The sequence below is a fragment of the uncultured Parabacteroides sp. genome (assembly GCF_905196875.1).
Lineage (GTDB): Bacteria > Bacteroidota > Bacteroidia > Bacteroidales > Tannerellaceae > Parabacteroides.
The window spans coordinates 24037-40676 of the sequence record NZ_CAJJWO010000016.1; the positions used below are offsets into that span (position 1 = coordinate 24037).

Annotated in this window: 14 protein-coding genes; 9 read left to right on the top strand and 5 right to left on the bottom strand. The window is 43.4% G+C overall.

From position 1 onward, the window contains the following. Positions 1–76 precede the first annotated feature (76 nt). Positions 77–1318 carry an Hsp70 family protein gene (locus tag QZ076_RS07760; RefSeq protein WP_293712061.1) on the bottom strand — a complete coding sequence of 414 codons (1242 nt, stop codon included), beginning with the start codon at positions 1316–1318 and terminating at the stop codon, positions 77–79. A 210-nt stretch (positions 1319–1528) separates the two neighbouring features. On the opposite strand from QZ076_RS07760, the gene QZ076_RS07765 reads away from it, so the two are divergent. The 6 genes from QZ076_RS07765 (at position 1529) to QZ076_RS07790 (ending at position 6214) form a co-directional block, all read left to right on the top strand. Beyond that, the gene (locus QZ076_RS07765; protein WP_293712064.1) at positions 1529–2434 is read left to right on the top strand and encodes a DUF6268 family outer membrane beta-barrel protein; all 906 of its coding nucleotides are present in this window, start codon (positions 1529–1531) and stop codon (positions 2432–2434) included. Between the two features lie 57 nt (positions 2435–2491). Continuing rightward, positions 2492–3580, top strand: a complete 1089-nt coding sequence (locus tag QZ076_RS07770) for a sensor histidine kinase (protein WP_293712067.1) — start codon at positions 2492–2494, stop codon at positions 3578–3580. Next, positions 3577–4632 (top strand): histidine kinase, encoded by a 1056-nt coding sequence (locus tag QZ076_RS07775; RefSeq protein WP_293712070.1) that lies wholly within the window; start codon positions 3577–3579, stop codon positions 4630–4632. The genes QZ076_RS07770 and QZ076_RS07775 overlap by 4 nt, the downstream gene beginning before the upstream one ends. Beyond that, the gene (locus QZ076_RS07780; RefSeq protein ID WP_075557661.1) at positions 4629–5351 is read left to right on the top strand and encodes a LytTR family DNA-binding domain-containing protein; all 723 of its coding nucleotides are present in this window, start codon (positions 4629–4631) and stop codon (positions 5349–5351) included. The genes QZ076_RS07775 and QZ076_RS07780 overlap by 4 nt, the downstream gene beginning before the upstream one ends. Positions 5352–5413: 62 nt before the next feature. Further along, entirely contained in the window at positions 5414–5797 is a 384-nt protein-coding gene (locus QZ076_RS07785; protein WP_293712072.1) for a DUF3859 domain-containing protein, read from the top strand. 33 nt (positions 5798–5830) lie between these two features. Continuing rightward, on the top strand, positions 5831–6214 hold the full coding sequence (locus QZ076_RS07790) for a GtrA family protein (protein WP_293712075.1): 384 nt from the start codon (positions 5831–5833) through the stop codon (positions 6212–6214). 24 nt (positions 6215–6238) lie between these two features. Here the strand turns inward: QZ076_RS07790 and QZ076_RS07795 are convergent, their stop codons facing one another. The 4 genes from QZ076_RS07795 to recJ form a co-directional block, all read right to left on the bottom strand. Then, the gene (locus QZ076_RS07795) at positions 6239–7498 is read right to left on the bottom strand and encodes an ABC transporter permease (protein ID WP_293712078.1); all 1260 of its coding nucleotides are present in this window, start codon (positions 7496–7498) and stop codon (positions 6239–6241) included. A gap of 8 nt (positions 7499–7506) precedes the next feature. After that, positions 7507–8808, bottom strand: coding sequence for an ABC transporter permease (locus QZ076_RS07800; protein WP_293712081.1), 1302 nt, complete (start codon positions 8806–8808; stop codon positions 7507–7509). An 89-nt stretch (positions 8809–8897) separates the two neighbouring features. Beyond that, the gene (locus tag QZ076_RS07805; RefSeq protein ID WP_293712084.1) at positions 8898–10835 is read right to left on the bottom strand and encodes an ATP-dependent DNA helicase RecQ; all 1938 of its coding nucleotides are present in this window, start codon (positions 10833–10835) and stop codon (positions 8898–8900) included. Between the two features lie 9 nt (positions 10836–10844). Continuing rightward, positions 10845–12569, bottom strand: a complete 1725-nt coding sequence (recJ, locus tag QZ076_RS07810; RefSeq protein WP_293712087.1) for a single-stranded-DNA-specific exonuclease RecJ — start codon at positions 12567–12569, stop codon at positions 10845–10847. Positions 12570–12888: 319 nt separating this feature from the next. Here recJ and QZ076_RS07815 point away from each other — a divergent pair, with 319 nt between their 5' ends. Genes QZ076_RS07815 through QZ076_RS07825 form a run of 3 tightly spaced genes read left to right on the top strand, consistent with a single transcriptional unit; the run spans position 12889 to position 16638 of the window. Continuing rightward, complete coding sequence (locus tag QZ076_RS07815; RefSeq protein WP_293712090.1) at positions 12889–13449, top strand: L-threonylcarbamoyladenylate synthase; 561 nt, start codon at positions 12889–12891, stop codon at positions 13447–13449. 2 nt (positions 13450–13451) lie between these two features. Next, a complete protein-coding gene (locus QZ076_RS07820; RefSeq protein ID WP_293712093.1) occupies positions 13452–14852 on the top strand; it encodes a sugar transferase in 1401 nt (466 codons plus the stop codon). Between the two features lies 1 nt (position 14853). Then, positions 14854–16638 carry a chloride channel protein gene (locus QZ076_RS07825; protein ID WP_293712096.1) on the top strand — a complete coding sequence of 595 codons (1785 nt, stop codon included), beginning with the start codon at positions 14854–14856 and terminating at the stop codon, positions 16636–16638. Positions 16639–16640 lie beyond the last annotated feature (2 nt).

The following is a 16640-nucleotide window of genomic DNA, read 5'->3' on the forward strand; positions in this document are numbered from 1 at the left end:
GTTGAGTAGGATGGGAATAACGTTGTTGAGGTAGGTGGGAACAACGTTGTTGAGCAGGGTGTCAATAACGTTGTTCCTAATAACTTAACGACAATCCGTAAGCTACACTATTGAAAGTATTGCCTGTACGGATTTTATCTTTTCCGAAGATACGGTAGAGTATTTCTCTTACTGGTATAACAAGACTGCTACCGCCTGTGATAAAGACGGAGTCGATATCTGAAGCGCTGTATTTGGAAGTTTCGAGCAGTTGGCAGATATATTGTTCGATTGCTGTCGTATGCCGTTCGATGACTGTGGCGAATTCGTCAGGAGTGAAAGGTTCGTGAATACTGATCGTTTCTTTCTCAAAATCGATCGTCGTATCTTTTCCGTCTGATAAATTGATTTTGGACTGTTCGATCCCTTTGAATAGTGAGAATACATAGTTGTTGTCAATCAAGACCCTCACGTTGTCAATCTTCGGATTGTTGCCTGAAAGGTGGTAATAGTTATCCATCGAACGGCGCAGTTTACTTTCTTTCAGCATAAAAGTCCGTTCCCAGTTTTTCAGTTCGCGATAGAGGATGGAGGGTACTTCGATCTCTTTGTCGTATGACTGATATTTCACGCCCCGTCCCAGGTGAGGAGTTACTTTATACCACATGATCTCCGAATCGAAGAGGTCGCCACCAATGTAGACCCCGCCGTGGGCGATGATATCGTCTTTCCGATCTTCCTTGCGTACTTTGCTGGGTGACAGGTTCATGATTGTAAAATCGGAAGTACCACCACCGAGGTCGGCTACCAAGACATTTTCACTATGGTCGAGCCGTTGTTCGTAGGAGAGGGCGGCAGCGATCGGTTCCAGTTGCAACTTGATATTCCTGAATCCTGCGTTGCGGGCGGCAAGCATCAGGCGGTTGACGGCCAGGTTCTCCTGTTTGGGATCTTCCGAAAAGATGGCAGGTCTTCCCAATACCACATCGGTGATTTCAGTACCGGTAAAAGCTTCCGCTTTCTCTTTCAAATGACGGATGATGCAGGTGACGAGCTGGTCGGGTGTCATTCGTTTGCCGAATATCCAGGTAGAAAGGAATTTATCCTGACGAAGCAGTGTCTTGACCGATTTCAGCAGGCGTCCGGTCATATTCTCTTCTATATATTTGTCGTGGGCTTCCTTTCCCACATAATAGCTCATTTCGTTTGTATCCGGGAAATAAAGGATGGAGCTTTCGCTATAAGAGAATACTTCTTTTTGTGTCGTTTTATCAGTGAGGGAGATAATAGAATTGGAAGTCCCGAAATCTAAACCACATGTCAACTCGTTCATGTTCATCTTTGCCTTTTGTTTAATGAAAAATGGGGCGCAAAGATATAAAAAGGAGATGTAGCTGCCAAACATCCGGTAGCTTTTATTGTTATTACCGGATGTCTGCGAAAAAACTCGTTTCGTATATTATTACAGCTGCTTCGTATACTAACTTGTTCTCCCGTTGTCTGTTTGCTTAGTTTTGCATCAAGTTCAATTATAATAAAGAAGCATAATATGAAAACAGGATGGTTGATGTTGATTTTGTCAGGGGTTTTTGTATTTCAGGAAGTAAGTGCACAGGTCTGGCTGAAGGCTGAATATATCGGTTCTTCCGGTTTCCGGGATATCGATAATAAAAAGGTTGATGGAAAGGGCGATATGAAGGTGATACAGGGAGGTGTCAATATCCCCGTATCGATGAAGATGGATGAAAACAATCATCCGACAGCCTGGATGGTAGGCCTGGGCGCTTCCTATGCTTCGATGGATAATAAGAACCTGTCGGGATATGTGGATATACCGCAGATATTTAATGTGCAGTTGGCTGTCTCTTACATTCGTCCGCTCAGTAAGAAGTGGTCGTTGCTGGCCAGTGTCGGGGCGGGGATCTTTATGGATACCGGAAGTTTGGCCTATGCCCGTTGGAAAAATGTGATGGGCGTAGGAATGGCGGCGGCTATCTGGCATCTGCGGGATAATCTCGACCTGGGGATGGGATTGGCGTTGAATACCAGCTTTGGTTATCCGATGGTCTTCCCCGCTCTTTTTATCGATTGGCGGATCGAAGGACGCTATATGGTCAATATCTCGATGATGGACGGGGTGGAGGTTTCAGGCGGTATCCAGCTGCATAAGCTGTTTCGTCTGAAGCTGGTCGGCTCGATGAACGGAATGCTGGCCTTTGTTGAACGTGACGGCAAGGATAAGATATTTGCGCAGCAGTATGTGATAGCCGGGTTGCAACCGGAGCTTACGATCACGAAGTCGCTGTCTGTCCCTATTACGATCGGCCTGTCTGCTTACCGGGCTGCCTATTACGACGACCGTACGCTGAAGGCCATGTTTAAGGTGGAGGGAGATTATGACCCGCATTTCTCACCATCCTTCTATGCCAGCGTAGCCATTAAATATGGTTTCTGAATGGGGATATTACTATCTTTGTTCGTTGAATAGCTCAAAACAGATAAACAATAAATAATGTCTCAACCGGAAGTTACATATAATAGTTTTTTGATCGATTTCCTGATCGCCCCCAAATACAGGGTTGGCAGACATGTGTTGCTTGTGCTGTTCTTTGTGTTTGTGTCATTCAATATGCCGTATATAATTTGCTCTGAGTATCTGGACAAGATAGATAACATGGTGCTGTATGCCGGCCTATTCTTACTGGTGGCTTATTTAACAGGGCTTTATCTGCATATGTATGTTTTATTACCAAAACTACTGCTGAAGAATAAATATCAGCTATACGTAGGAACTATATCGTTGCTTATTTTATTGATATTAGCGATTTCTTTCGGAGTGGATTATTGGATAAATAATTATTATCAACAGAAGCCTGGCCATTATTCTTTTTTCTATGAAAACCGGAGCATGATAGTAGAAATTATAGGGAATTTCTTTCTGTTCGCTTTGCTGATAGCAGGAACTTCGCTTACTGTGTTATTGCGCCAGTGGCTGCAATTCAGCATGCGAAAGAATGAATTGGAAAAGGTAAATCTGAAAACAGAACTGGAGCGTTTGAAAGATCAGATAAACCCGGAGTTCCTTTTCAGTATGCTGGATGAAGCCGGCGAGCAAACAGCCGGTAATCCGGAACAGGCATCAAAGGTCTTGATGAAGTTGAGCAAGCTGTTGCGCTACCAGTTGTATGACGGGAATAGAGAGAAAGTATTGCTGATCTCGGAGATCTCCTTTATTGAGAATTTCCTGATTTTGGCTCAGGTGCGCTATACAAACCTGAGCTTTGCACTGACATGGGAAGGAAATGTCAACCGTAAACTGGTGCCCCCCTTATTGTTTATTCCCTTTGCTATTTACTATGTAAAGTTATTGATGAAAAAGACAATGCAAATGGATCTTCAGATCTGCTTTCGGGTGGAAGAAGCTGGATTATTATTCTCATGTATCTGTTTTTCTCCCGAGATATCGCTGGCGGATATTGAAAACAGTCGCGAGCTGATAGATGTAAAACATCGTTTCGACCTGTTATTTGCCGGCAGCTATACTTTAACGATAGTGGGTGATGGCTCGCTTTATAAAACAAATTTGTATATTAAGCTATGATAAATGCCTCCGGTTTCCTGTTGCGTTTGTTGGTTGATCCTCGTTACCGGATTTACAGACATCTCCTGCTGTTCGTTTTCAGTATGATAACGATCGGCTTAAACTATTACATGGATCTGATAGAACGAAAGAATTTGACAGAAGATTTTGCGCAGAGCGTCTTTTTGCTTGTACCCATTTATTTGAGTGTCTTTGTACTGACCCCTCGTTTTCTACTGCGAAATAAGATTGGTACTTATATATTATCTGTTTATTTGTGTATAGGGCTAAGCCTGCTCTTTTCGTTTCTGTTGCGTAACGAGTCGATCAGACAAGAGTATCACATTTATCAATTTTGGATGGGTTCCTTCCTTATCATTTCGTCTGTTATCCAGTTGAGTCTGATTATTGCCGGAGCATCTGCCGTGATCGTCTTTCAGGATTACATAAAGAACGGGCAGCGCATCGACCAGTTGGAAAATGCTACCATACAATCCGAACTGGAACAGCTGAAGAACCAGATCAACCCGCATTTCCTCTTTAACATGCTGAATAACGCGAATGTGCTGATAAAAGAAAGCCCGTCAGAAGCCGTCCTTGTCCTTTCCAAACTGAAAGACCTGCTGAAGTATCAGCTGAAAGACAGTGTTTCGGAAAACGTCCGCCTGAAAGACGACATCTCTTTTCTGAATGATTATCTGAATATGGAAAAGATACGGCGCGATAACTTCGATTTCATCGTATCGACAGAAGGCGATACGGAGGATGTCACTCTTCCACCTTTGCTGTTCATCCCCTTTGTGGAGAATGCCGTGAAGCATAACAACGATAATAAGAAGCTCTCCTATGTACACCTTTATTTCAAAGTGGAGGAGAAGAGTCTTACCTTTATCTGCATCAACTCCAAACCTGCCGAACAGCAGGAACGTCCGTCTGACGGAGGAATAGGGCTTGCCAATATCCGCCGCCGGCTCGAACTGTTGTACGATACCGATCATTCGCTGCAAATAGACGAGACCGATATAACATATACGATCAATCTCCGTTTAAACATAAAAAGAATAGTTGTATGAATTGCATAATTGTAGATGATGAACCGCTGGGGCGTAAAGCCATCCAGTTACTGGTACAGGATACACCGTTATTATCCTTATGTGGAAGTTTTGGAGACGCCGTTTCAGCCGGTAAATTCATGCAGGCTAGCCCGGTCGATCTTGTCTTTCTGGATATCAAAATGCCCGGTGTAAACGGCCTGGAGTTTGCCAGGATGATCCCGGCCGAAACACTTGTGATCTTTGTTACTGCCTATGCAGAATATGCCCTCGACAGCTACGAAGTGGACGCGATCGACTATCTGGTGAAACCGATCGAGATAGAACGTTTCAAACATGCTGTTGGGAAGGCGCAGATTTATCACACGCTGTTGAAGGCAGACAATAATAAGAACAGTGTCGAGTCTGTTGCTGCAGATCATATATTTGTCAAAGCCGAACGTCGTTATTTCAAGATACAGTTTAAGAATATCCTGTTTATCGAGGGATTGAAGGATTATGTCGTGATCCAGACACCCGACCAGCGGATCATAACGAAGATGAACCTGAAGGCCATCCATGAAATGCTTCCGAAGGATGTTTTCCTCCGTACAAATAAATCATATATTGTTAATACAGACTATATTGACTCGTTCGATAACAACGACGTGTTTATTGGGAAATATGAGATTTCAATCGGCAATAGTTACCGTGATGCCTTTTTCGAGACGTTTTTTATGAAGAATAATCCGGCGGATTAGGGCTCGTTCTCTTGAAAATCACGTATATTTGTCGTCGGAAAAATGAATAAAGACAATAAGAGATGCCTAAAATAGCCCCTGTTTTCTCCATTAGAAGTTATGGATTATACACTGCTTGGGAGCGGGAATCGAAGACTTTGCCCAAGATTATCAAACATACGTTGGATATTCCTGCAGAGGTCGGCATCGAATTTGGCTATATTCTTTCTGTGAAAAAGGCAAAGGGAGAAGTGCTTGATTTTAGTATAGAACATCCTCCGTTTTGTGATGAAAATGGAGAGTTTATGCCTCCATTCGTGGGAACCTATTTTATAAACAGCAACGATTTCGAGTTCTTTCTGGGTGATACCATCTGGGAACCGGTCGACGACAAGAAAGGGATTTGGACGCTCATCGTGAGCTATAAAGGCAAAGAGGTCGTTCGCAAAAGTTTTAATATATTCTGATAGATATGAGCAGCAAGCTCATGAACGATTGATATGAAAGAGTCTGTACGAATACTGCGTTTTATCATTGTAGGCACGCTGAATGCCCTCATTACCGCCCTTGTTATCTGGGTGCTGATGGAGGGGGTGGACTGCAATTATTTATGGTCGAATGTCGCAGGATATGTCGCAGCACTTATCAATAATTTCTTTTGGAGTAAATACTGGATATTTTCAGCCCGTAGTGGAAAGTTCCAGCGTGAGATTCCTCTTTTTTTGGTCGCTTTCGGCTGTGCCTACGGGCTGCAATTCCTGTCCCTCTTACTTATGGTAGAGATCTGTGATATGAACGAATATCTGGGCCAGTTCCTGGGGCTCTTCGTATATGGTGCCGTTAACTTCACTATGAATAAACGGCTTACCTTCCTCCGGAAATAAAACGATGCCAAGTGTTTCCTGGCCTTACTCGCTCCTCAACGTATCAGCCGGTGCAATGCGAGACGATAACCATGCCGGGTACCAAGCCCCCAACATAATGACAAATGCCATGAATAGGTAAGTAATCGACAGTCCGAAGAAGATACGGAAGAAATTGATTTGCATGATATTCGTGCTGATAAACTCCAGTTTAGCCAGGTTGACACAGAGAATGGCGGCAGGTATGGCAACCAGGCTTAACAACAGCCAGCCCTCGCCGATCATCATCTGTAGTATCTGGCTGCGGGTAGAACCGATAGCCAGCCGTAATCCGATCTCCGGTTTCCGGTATTCGTTGCGGAACCAGAAAGTACCGATAATACCCAGGAAAATGTTGAAGACAAGGAAAGCCATGAAGGCTATCCGGTAGCGGATGGCATCCGTCACCCCGTTGGTAAGATAAAGTCTCTCTCTTAAATCGTAATAGGAGTTGACTTTGGAAAGCATGAAATTGCTAACATTTATCTGTTCCCTCATATCTCGCTGGAAGTTCTCTATGAACTTTTGTTCATTAAGTCCGGGTTTTACCCGTATACTGATCCCTAACGACCAAGCAAGTTGTTTTTCATCCCATTCCTTAAAACTGGATGTAGACAAAAGAAAGTAAGCAGCTCTTTCTTCATGGCTGTAATCATCACGTTTTAATGCTCCGCAAACATCTCCTATACGGAATGAATTATCATTATCCATATAAATAGATTGTCCTTTAGCTTGTTCACCGGGGAAAAGAACTTCTGCCAGTTTACGGGAAATAACAATATTTTTTTCATTTAGCGCATTCTTTAAAGCAGATGGGTCTTCACTGTTCAAGGAACGGACTTTGAATACATCGAAGTAGGAGGGTGTAACCGGTAAATATTGGAATTGTACTCTATTTGAACTGTCTTTTCCCATTTGGTTATCCATGTAACTGGGATTATAAGGACTGCTGTCAAGTGTCAGGCATACTTCTTCTACTTGTGGGTATTGCCGGATACGTTCGATAATAGATAAATACCGGTCAGAAGCCTGTTCTTCTGTGTTTTCATAGTGAATGTAATTCGGACTGCTTACCGGAACCGTCGTGAGTCGTACCTGATAAGTGTCTCTTATATCATAAGCACTATCGATAGAATCGGCATATCCGATCGTAGTAAAATAATCTATAATGTACCATAGTAAAATGAATACCAGGAATAATTCGGCAGCAATCCAAGCATTTTGCCGACGTTGTTTCCACAAGAGTTTTAAAAGATGTTGTATCATGATCTTTGTTATTTATCGTTTAAAGCATCAACAATGGGGCGTTTGAGTGCATGCCAGGCAGGAACGAAAGCGGACATTAGGTTTAAAACCAGGCAGAATATCAGTGCATATCCGAAAATTGCCGGGTTGATCAACATACCGGGAGAAAGATCAATAGAGGCAGTAAGTGAACTGCCATCCCAATCGTACTTGCTAAGTAACCAGCCTTTTAACATAAAGATTAGCCCGTAGGAGATCAGTAGCCCGATCAGTCCGCCTAATAGTGTGAGTAGCAAGTTCTCATATAATATCTGCATAAGCAGTGTTTTATTTTGAGCTCCGAACGCTTTACGAATACCTAATTCTTCCATCCGTTTTTTCATGCGTGAGGCAGTCATCCCTGTCAGGTTTATGGAAGGAACTAACAACAGAAGGAGTATAACTGCAGAGATTTGTATCAGGATTTTCAAGAATTTCGGACTGCTGAAGGAATCTGTGCGCAACCAGGCACGTAATACAGTGTCCGGCTGTTCGTTTAGTACAAAATTGTATTGTGGAATATCTGCACTATAACGCCGGCAATTCTCTTCGGCTTCGTGGCGAATGGCATCAAACTCGCCAGGTTTTTTTGCAAGGATACAGAGAGTCATGCGGCCTAAAATAAAATCACACCACTTATCCCCTTGGATCAGCGAAGGTCGGTTGGTGAATGGTATCCACATTTCAGCATAACAGTATTGTGCTATTGAAGGTACATCTTCTACCACACCGGAGACCTGATATTCTTCGAAGTTCAATAAAAATGTTTTACTTATTGCATCAGAAGTATTGAACAGTCTGCGTGCCAATGATTCGCTTACAACTGCTTTTTTGATTCCTGAAGTAAACTCTTCTTCCGTATAAGGTTTGCCGGCAAGGAATTTAAACTGGAATACTTTCCAGAATGCCACATCTGTTCCCATAACAAGTCCGTTGTATACATTATTGCTTCCCGGGGTTTGGATGAATTCAGTCTGTTCTCCGATCGGGAGGATGGCAGTAACGGCTTCCGGGGTTTGTAACGGATAAAAGCATTCTTTGATGGTCGAGTAAGAAAGCCGACTACTTCCGTTTCCCTGACCTTTTACTTTATTCAGAATTTTTCCGTGTTGTATGATCAGCATCCGGTCACGGTTATTTTCCGGTGCGATGTTACCGGTTCGAAAATAATATAAGATAGCCAGTATCATAACCATTGTAATGGCCAGACCAGTACCGGTTATGTAAACGATACTGAAGAATTTATTTTGCTTCAGCATCTGAACTGCCTGTTTGAAATAGACCTTATACATAAAAAACTTTGTTATTATTGTTCGATGTAGATACTAACAAAGTCTATGCCATAAAGATAATGTATTGAAATACAGTGTTTGCAGCTTTGCTATTGCTGTTCATTATCGGACACTGTGTTCGTTTTCGTGAGCCTTAAAATGCCGTCTTCCTGAGAAAAGCGATCATCATGTTCGGAAAGAAATCTGATAGCCGTTATGATTTTGTCTGCTGGAGAAGATAACTCTTCCGTCAGCTTTTTTACTTCCTGTGGGCCATTTTCTTCCAGTGTTTTCAATAAAGCTTCCCGTATGGTGTTGAATGTATGGTTGTTCAGTCCCGAGTCGTTTTTGGCCAGGCAGACATCACAGCAACCGCAATCGGAAGTATCCTTTTCACCGAAGTAAGTGATCAGCATCCGGCTCCGGCAGATTCGGTTTTCCTCTATGTAATCTATTACCCGATTCATCCGGTTTTCGAAACGTTCTTTACGCTCTTCATAAGCCGAGCGGGGGATGGAGAGGTATTTGATTTCCTCCCTTGTCCGGGTATAGATGATGAGTGGCGTCTTTTTATGTGGAATATAATTGACGATCCTGTATTTGGAAAGTCCGATCAATACGTCATATATTTCTTGCTGGCTCAGTCCGGTTCGGGTGGAGATCAGCCCTTCATTAATATATACATAATCGGAAAACAGTCCGGTATAAGAACGGAGTATACATTGGATCACCTCGTCTGTCTTTCTATCCTGGTGCAGATACTTGTAAAGTTCGTCGCGGGTAGCAGTGAATACCAGGCGGGAAGCATTGTCCTGCTCTTCCGTATATTCTATATAACCGGCCAGCTCCAGTATTTTCAGCGCATGATGAGCCTGCAAGTGTGAAAACTTGTAGGCTGAACAGAAATCGATCAGTGAGAAATCATGTACTGTATCGAGTCCGAATCCGACAGCAATCTGGTAATAATTGCCCAATGCATCGTATACCCGGCTGATAAACTCCCTGTCCGGATACTCGTCGGCCAGTCGTTTTTTGAGTTTTATAGTGTCCGTATTCGAACATAAGGCAACAGCATAGGCTCGTTGTTCATCGCGCCCGGCGCGTCCGGCTTCCTGATAGTATTCTTCCAGTGATCCGGGCATATCCAGATGGACAACCAGGCGTACGTCCGGTTTGTCGATCCCCATACCGAAAGCATTGGTGGATACGATGACACGGCACTCGTTATTTTTCCAGCGGCTTTGTCGGAGATTCTTCTCATCACGGTTGAGCCCCGCATGGAAAAAGTCAGCCGATATACCGGCTTCCCGCAGTAAGGTCGCTACCTCTTTGGTCCGTTTCCTGTTGCGTACATAGATAATGGCACTTCCTGGAACTTTCCCCAGTATGTGAGCTAACGAGTTTATCTTATCTTCCGTGCGTCGTACAATATAGGAAAGGTTCTTCCGTACGAAACTTTTCCGGAAGACATTCTTTCCCTTGAAATGCAACCGTTCCTGTATGTCATTGACTACTTCAGGTGTTGCCGTAGCCGTAAGTGCCAATACTGGTATATCGGGAAGTTGTTCGCGGATGTCGGCTATCTTCATGTAAGAAGGACGGAAGTCGTATCCCCATTGAGAGATACAGTGACTCTCGTCGATAACCAGCAGGCAAACATTCATCGCTTGCAGTTTATTTATAAATATGTCGGTCGCTAAACGCTCGGGCGATACATACAGGAATTTATAATTACCGAAAATGCAGTTTTCCAATTGGGTGATTATTTCCTGACGGGTCATACCCGAATATACGGCAGTGGCTTTGATGCCCAGGCGACGCAGGTTGTCCACCTGGTCTTTCATCAGGGCGATCAGTGGGGTTACGACAATGCATATTCCTTCCATGGCCAATGCCGGCACCTGGAAGGTAAGCGATTTACCTCCACCGGTCGGCATTAGCCCCAGTGTATCTTTTCCCTCACAGACAGAGTGTATTATGTCCTCCTGGAGAGGACGAAAAGCAGGGTATCCCCAATACTTCTCTAATATCTTATGGTAGACGTCCACCGGTTTCCTTCATATGTCATCGACCTTTATGTCTTTAACCATGAGTTGTAAGGTCGTGTTCCCGTTATACGTATTTTCTTCGATGGTATAGCAGATATTAAAAGGTCTCATCCCCTTAATATGCTTACTGTGTTCATGCATCCCGAAAGCGATACCGTGAATCGGCGTGTTCGATTTGTCGTCTATCAATTCCAGTTTGATATGTTCCAGTTCTTTACCTACCAGCTTGCTTGTACCGTAATCTTTGACGTTCAGTGAGCAGAACACCGGTTTCTGGTTGTCGGGTCCAAACGGGTTCATCCGTTTGAGCTCGCTCATGAATTTGGTATTGATCTCTTTCAGGTCGAGTACAGCGTCGACATCGATCTGAGGTGTCATCTGTTCCGGGATGATCTCGTCGGCAGCGAGTTTCAGGAAACGATCGGTGAAAGCCTCCAGATTTTCCTCTTTCAGGGAAAGGCCCGCGGCATAGGTATGTCCTCCGAAGTTTTCCAACAGGTCGCGACAGTTCTCTATTGCCTTGTATATATCGAAGCCAGTAACCGAGCGGGCAGAGCCGGTAATCAGTTCGGACGATTTGGTCAGTACGACTGCCGGGCGGTAATACTTTTCAGTCAGGCGGGAGGCAACAATACCGATAACTCCTTTATGCCAGCCCGGATTGTAGACTACGATTGCCTTCCGGTCTTCCATATTGGCGAATTCATCGATGATGGCGTTAGCCTCGTCTGTTATTCTCTTGTCCAGTTCACGGCGTTCGTCGTTATACTGGTTGATATTTTCGCTCTTTTCGCGGGCTGATTCGACATCTTTGGCCAGTAGTAGGTCTACTGCTTCCTTTCCGTTCATCATACGCCCGGAAGCATTGATGCGGGGACCTATTTTAAATACGATGTCGCTGATAGTGATATCTTTTCCGGTCAGACCACAGATGTCTATGATCCCTTTCAATCCCAGGCTGGGATTGCTGTTTAGTTGCTTCAGCCCGTAGTAAGCCAGAATACGGTTTTCTCCTGTAATAGGCACGATGTCGGAAGCGATACTGACAGCTGTCAATTCAAGCAATTTTTCCAATTCTGAGAAGGGGAAATTATTGCTTTTGGCAAAAGCCTGCATAAACTTAAAGCCAACCCCACAGCCCGACAAATGTTCGTAGGGATAGATAGAATCTACCCGCTTAGCATCCAGTACAGCTACCGCATCCGGAAGTGTATCGTCCGGCATATGGTGGTCGCAAATAATAAAGTCGATACCTTTTTCTTTGGCATACTCTATCTTTTCGATTGCTTTGATTCCGCAGTCGAGTGAGATAATTAAGGTTACGCCGTTTTCATACGCGTAATTGATCCCCTTGTAGGAAATACCATACCCTTCGTCATAACGATCCGGGATGTAATAATCCAGAGTCGAAGAGTAGGGTCTTAAATATTTGAACACAAGCGAAACGGCAGTCGTTCCGTCTACATCGTAATCACCGTAAACCAGAATTTTTTCTTTATTCCCAAGAGCTCTGTTCAACCGTTTTACTGCTTTTTCCATATCCGGCATCAGAAATGGATCATGTAGGTCGTTGAGATTGGGTTTAAAGAACTTTCTTGCCTCTTCTGCCGTGGTAATCCCTCTCTGAACAAGCAGGAGACAGATAATGGGACTGAAGCCGATCTCAGCCGCCAACGTATCTCTCTTACGTAATTCTTCTTCTGTCGGGGTTTGAAAATTCCATTTGTTAGTCATTATATATTATTTTTTCTTTTTTATCTTTCCACATAGCCTTGCGGCATGTTATTTTTTCTTCCTTACGAAACTATTGTTTCACTAGGGTGAAACTAAAGTTTCTTCAGCATGAAACAAAAGTTTCAACCGGATGAAACTGGGACTGGAATTGCTGTCTTATCTATATCTCCCGGAAGATGCCCATGTTTTCTTTTCAACCCGTAAAATTAGGAATTTAAAATGGATAATAGCAATAGCCCAGGGAAAATAGTTTTTTTGTTATTATTTTTTTATAAGTACACGAATCATTTGTACATTTGTCACAATATTATAAAAAACAATGACGGAAGATATTAAAAAGGCCTGTGAAGTAATGCAGGCAGGCGGTATAATACTCTATCCCACAGATACAATCTGGGGAATAGGTTGTGATGCAACGAATGAAGAAGCTGTGCAACGTGTGTATGAGTTAAAGAGAAGAGCAGACAATAAGGCCATGCTGGTTTTATTGGATAGTACTGCAAAACTCGAAATGTACGTATCGGATGTTCCCGATGTTGCATGGGATTTGATCGAAGTGGCAGACAAGCCGCTGACCATTATCTACTCCAATGCAAAAAATCTGGCAAAAAACCTGTTGGCTGACGATGGAAGCGTGGGTATTCGTATTTCAAACGAAGAATTTTCGCGTAAACTGTGTGAACGTTTCCGTAAACCGTTGGTGTCGACATCTGCCAATGTGAGCGGCGAACTTTCACCGGCTAATTTCTCGGAAGTATCGGATGTAATTAAAAACGGAGTAGATTATATAGTTGGCTATCGCCAGGATGATATGAGCAAGGCACAACCATCAAATATTATAAAACTTGGTGCCGGAGGTCTTATTCAGGTTATCAGATAAGAATGAAGAAAAGTAGGCAGGCAGGAAAATATATACTATCAGATTTTATCTCTGCAGCAGTAGCGTGGTTTTTATTTAACTGGCTACGATATAAGGAAGTGGCTATTTATGAGGGGGCCGGTTCTTTCAGTAATTATCTGGCTTATATGCAGGTATTGAAAGGGCAGTTTCTGATCCCTTTCTTCTGGCTGACTCTGTACTATTTTTCGGGTTATTACAATAAACCGTTCGGAAAGTCGAGGTTGACCGAGTTGTTTTCGACTTTTGTCACTTCTTTGATCGGAGTTGTCCTGATTTTCTTTATCGTTGTATTGAACGATCTGCCTCGCTCGTTTCATATTTACTACGAACTCTTTTTTGTATTATTCGGTTTACAGTTCGTATTGACCTATATCCCGCGTCTGTCTATCACGCTTGCGGGCCTGCGGAAAATAAAAAGTAGGGAAGGGGCAATGAATGTATTGATAATCGGAGCAGGGAAGAAGGCATGTAGTATTGCTAAAGATCTTTATCGGATGGGATATAATATTTCTGGTTTTATACCGGAAGATCCGGTAACTTCGGTAGAGGTGGATCAAAAAGAAGTACTAGGAGTTTTGGACGATTTGCCGATGATTGTTGCAGAAAAAAGGATCGATGAACTGGTACTTGCTGCAGAAACGGATGATAATAAAAAATTGTTGAATATTCTTTATTCGCTTTATCTTTATAAGTTACCGATCAAAGTCTTGGCCGATAAGTTGAGTATGCTCTCGCAGGTAAAGATAAAGACGATTCGCGGCATTCCTCTGGTGAACGTCACGGATAACAATTTCTCGCAGGTGGAAAAGAATATCAAGCTGTTCATGGATAAGGTCATATCGGCTTTGGTACTGATTCTGTTTTCACCGATGTATCTTTATATTGCATATCGGGTGAAGAAGGATTCTCCGGGGCCGGTCTTTTTCTGTCAGGAACGGATCGGATATATGGGAAAACCGTTTATGATCTATAAGTTTCGGACGATGTATGTGGGAGCCGAAGATAAAGGACCGTTGTTGTCGTCTGAAAATGATGAACGTATTACTCCGTTCGGACATGTTATGCGGAAATACCGGCTGGATGAATTTCCTCAGTTCTGGAATGTACTGAAAGGGGATATGTCGGTAGTAGGGCCGCGGCCGGAGCGTAAATATTTTATCGATCAGATAGTAAAAGTTGCGCCTCACTATTATTTATTACATAACGTACGTCCTGGCATCACTTCTCTCGGGATGGTGAAATACGGATATGCCGGCGATGTGGATAAGATGATCGAGCGCATGAAATATGATGTTTTATATTACGAAAATATGTCGTTACTGCTGGATATAACAATATTGATCTACACAGTAAAGACAGTGTTTACAGGTAAAGGTATTTAAAATGGCAAAAGAAGGTTTATTTTACAGGTTTCTGTTGTGGCGTGATAAGCATATAAAAGAGAAACATTTTATTCTGGTGATCAGTTTTCTGGTCGGTATATGCACGGCGGCATCCGCTATCATACTGAAGCAGTTGATTCATTTTATACAGCATCTCCTTACCGGGAATTTCGATGCCAGTGGGGTGAACTACCTCTATCTGCTCTATCCGGTAATCGGTATCTTGCTGGCAGGATTGTTCGTTAAGTATATTGTGCGCGACGATATCAGTCATGGAGTAACAAAGATCCTTTATGCCATTTCACAGCGTAAGAGCCGGATCAAACCCCATAACACCTGGTCGTCTATCGTAGCCAGTTCCGTGACTATCGGATTCGGAGGATCGGTAGGAGCAGAGGCCCCGATCGTATTGACCGGAGCGGCTATCGGCTCTAATCTGGGACGTTTGTTCCGCATGGAGCAGAAAACCTTAATGCTGTTGGTTGGCTGTGGAGCGGCAGGGGCGATTTCCGGTATCTTCAAGGCTCCCATTGCAGGACTGGTTTTTGTGATCGAGGTGTTATTGCTCGACCTGACGATGACGTCTGTGTTGCCTTTGCTGATTTCATCGGTGACGGCAGCCACGGTTTCCTATATTTTTACGGGAACGGAAGCGATGTTTAAGTTTTCTCAGACTGAGGTTTTTGAGATAGAACGTATTCCGTATGTACTGTTGTTGGGCGTTTTCTGTGGTCTGGTATCTTTGTATTTTACCCGTGTGATGAACCGGGTGGAAGGAATGTACCGGAAGCTGGGTGTTTATTGGAAGAAGTTCCTGTTGGGAGGCGTGATGCTGAGTATCTTGATTTTTCTTTTCCCTCCGTTATATGGCGAAGGTTACGATACGATCGGTTCCCTATTGAACGGACAGTTCTCCCATATTATGGACAAGAGTTTATTCTATGACCTGAATGATAATTACTGGGGAATTATCGTATTCCTATTCCTGATCCTGCTGACTAAAGTTTTTGCATCGAGTGCGACTAATGCCGGTGGCGGTTGTGGTGGTATTTTTGCACCTAGTTTGTATTTAGGCTGTATATCAGGATTCCTGTTTGCTCATACCTCCAACTATTTCCCGTTTACGATGTATATTTCGGAAAAAAACTTTGCCTTGTTGGGTATGGCGGGAATCATGTCGGGAGTTATGCATGCACCGCTTACCGGAGTGTTCCTGATTGCGGAACTTACCGGTGGATACGATCTTTTTCTTCCGTTAATGATCGTTTCCATCAGTTCATACCTGACAATCCTGATGTTCGAGCCTCACAGTATCTATTCGATGCGTCTGGCTCAGAAAGGGGAATTACTTACGCACCATAAAGACCGTGCCGTTCTGACTTTGCTGAATACGGATAGCGTGATTGAGAAAGATTTCCAGACCGTTTCACCGGAAATGTCGTTGGGCGATATGGTAAAAGTAATTGCGAAGAGCGGACGAAATGCATTCCCGGTTATCGACGATAAAGGTGTTTTGCTGGGAATCGTGCAATTGGACAATATCCGCAACATTATGTTCCGTCCGGAGTTATATAACAGATTCCATGTATCCAAATTCATGGTGTCGGCTCCGGCCAAGATACAGATCGGAACCCCGATGGAACAGATCATGGGGATATTTGACGATACAAAGGCCTGGAACCTTCCCGTAGTGGATGAAGAAGGCCGTTATGTCGGCTTTATGTCGAAGTCGAAGATATTTAATTCATACCGCGAAGTATTGGTAGAAAACTTTTCAGGAGATTAAAA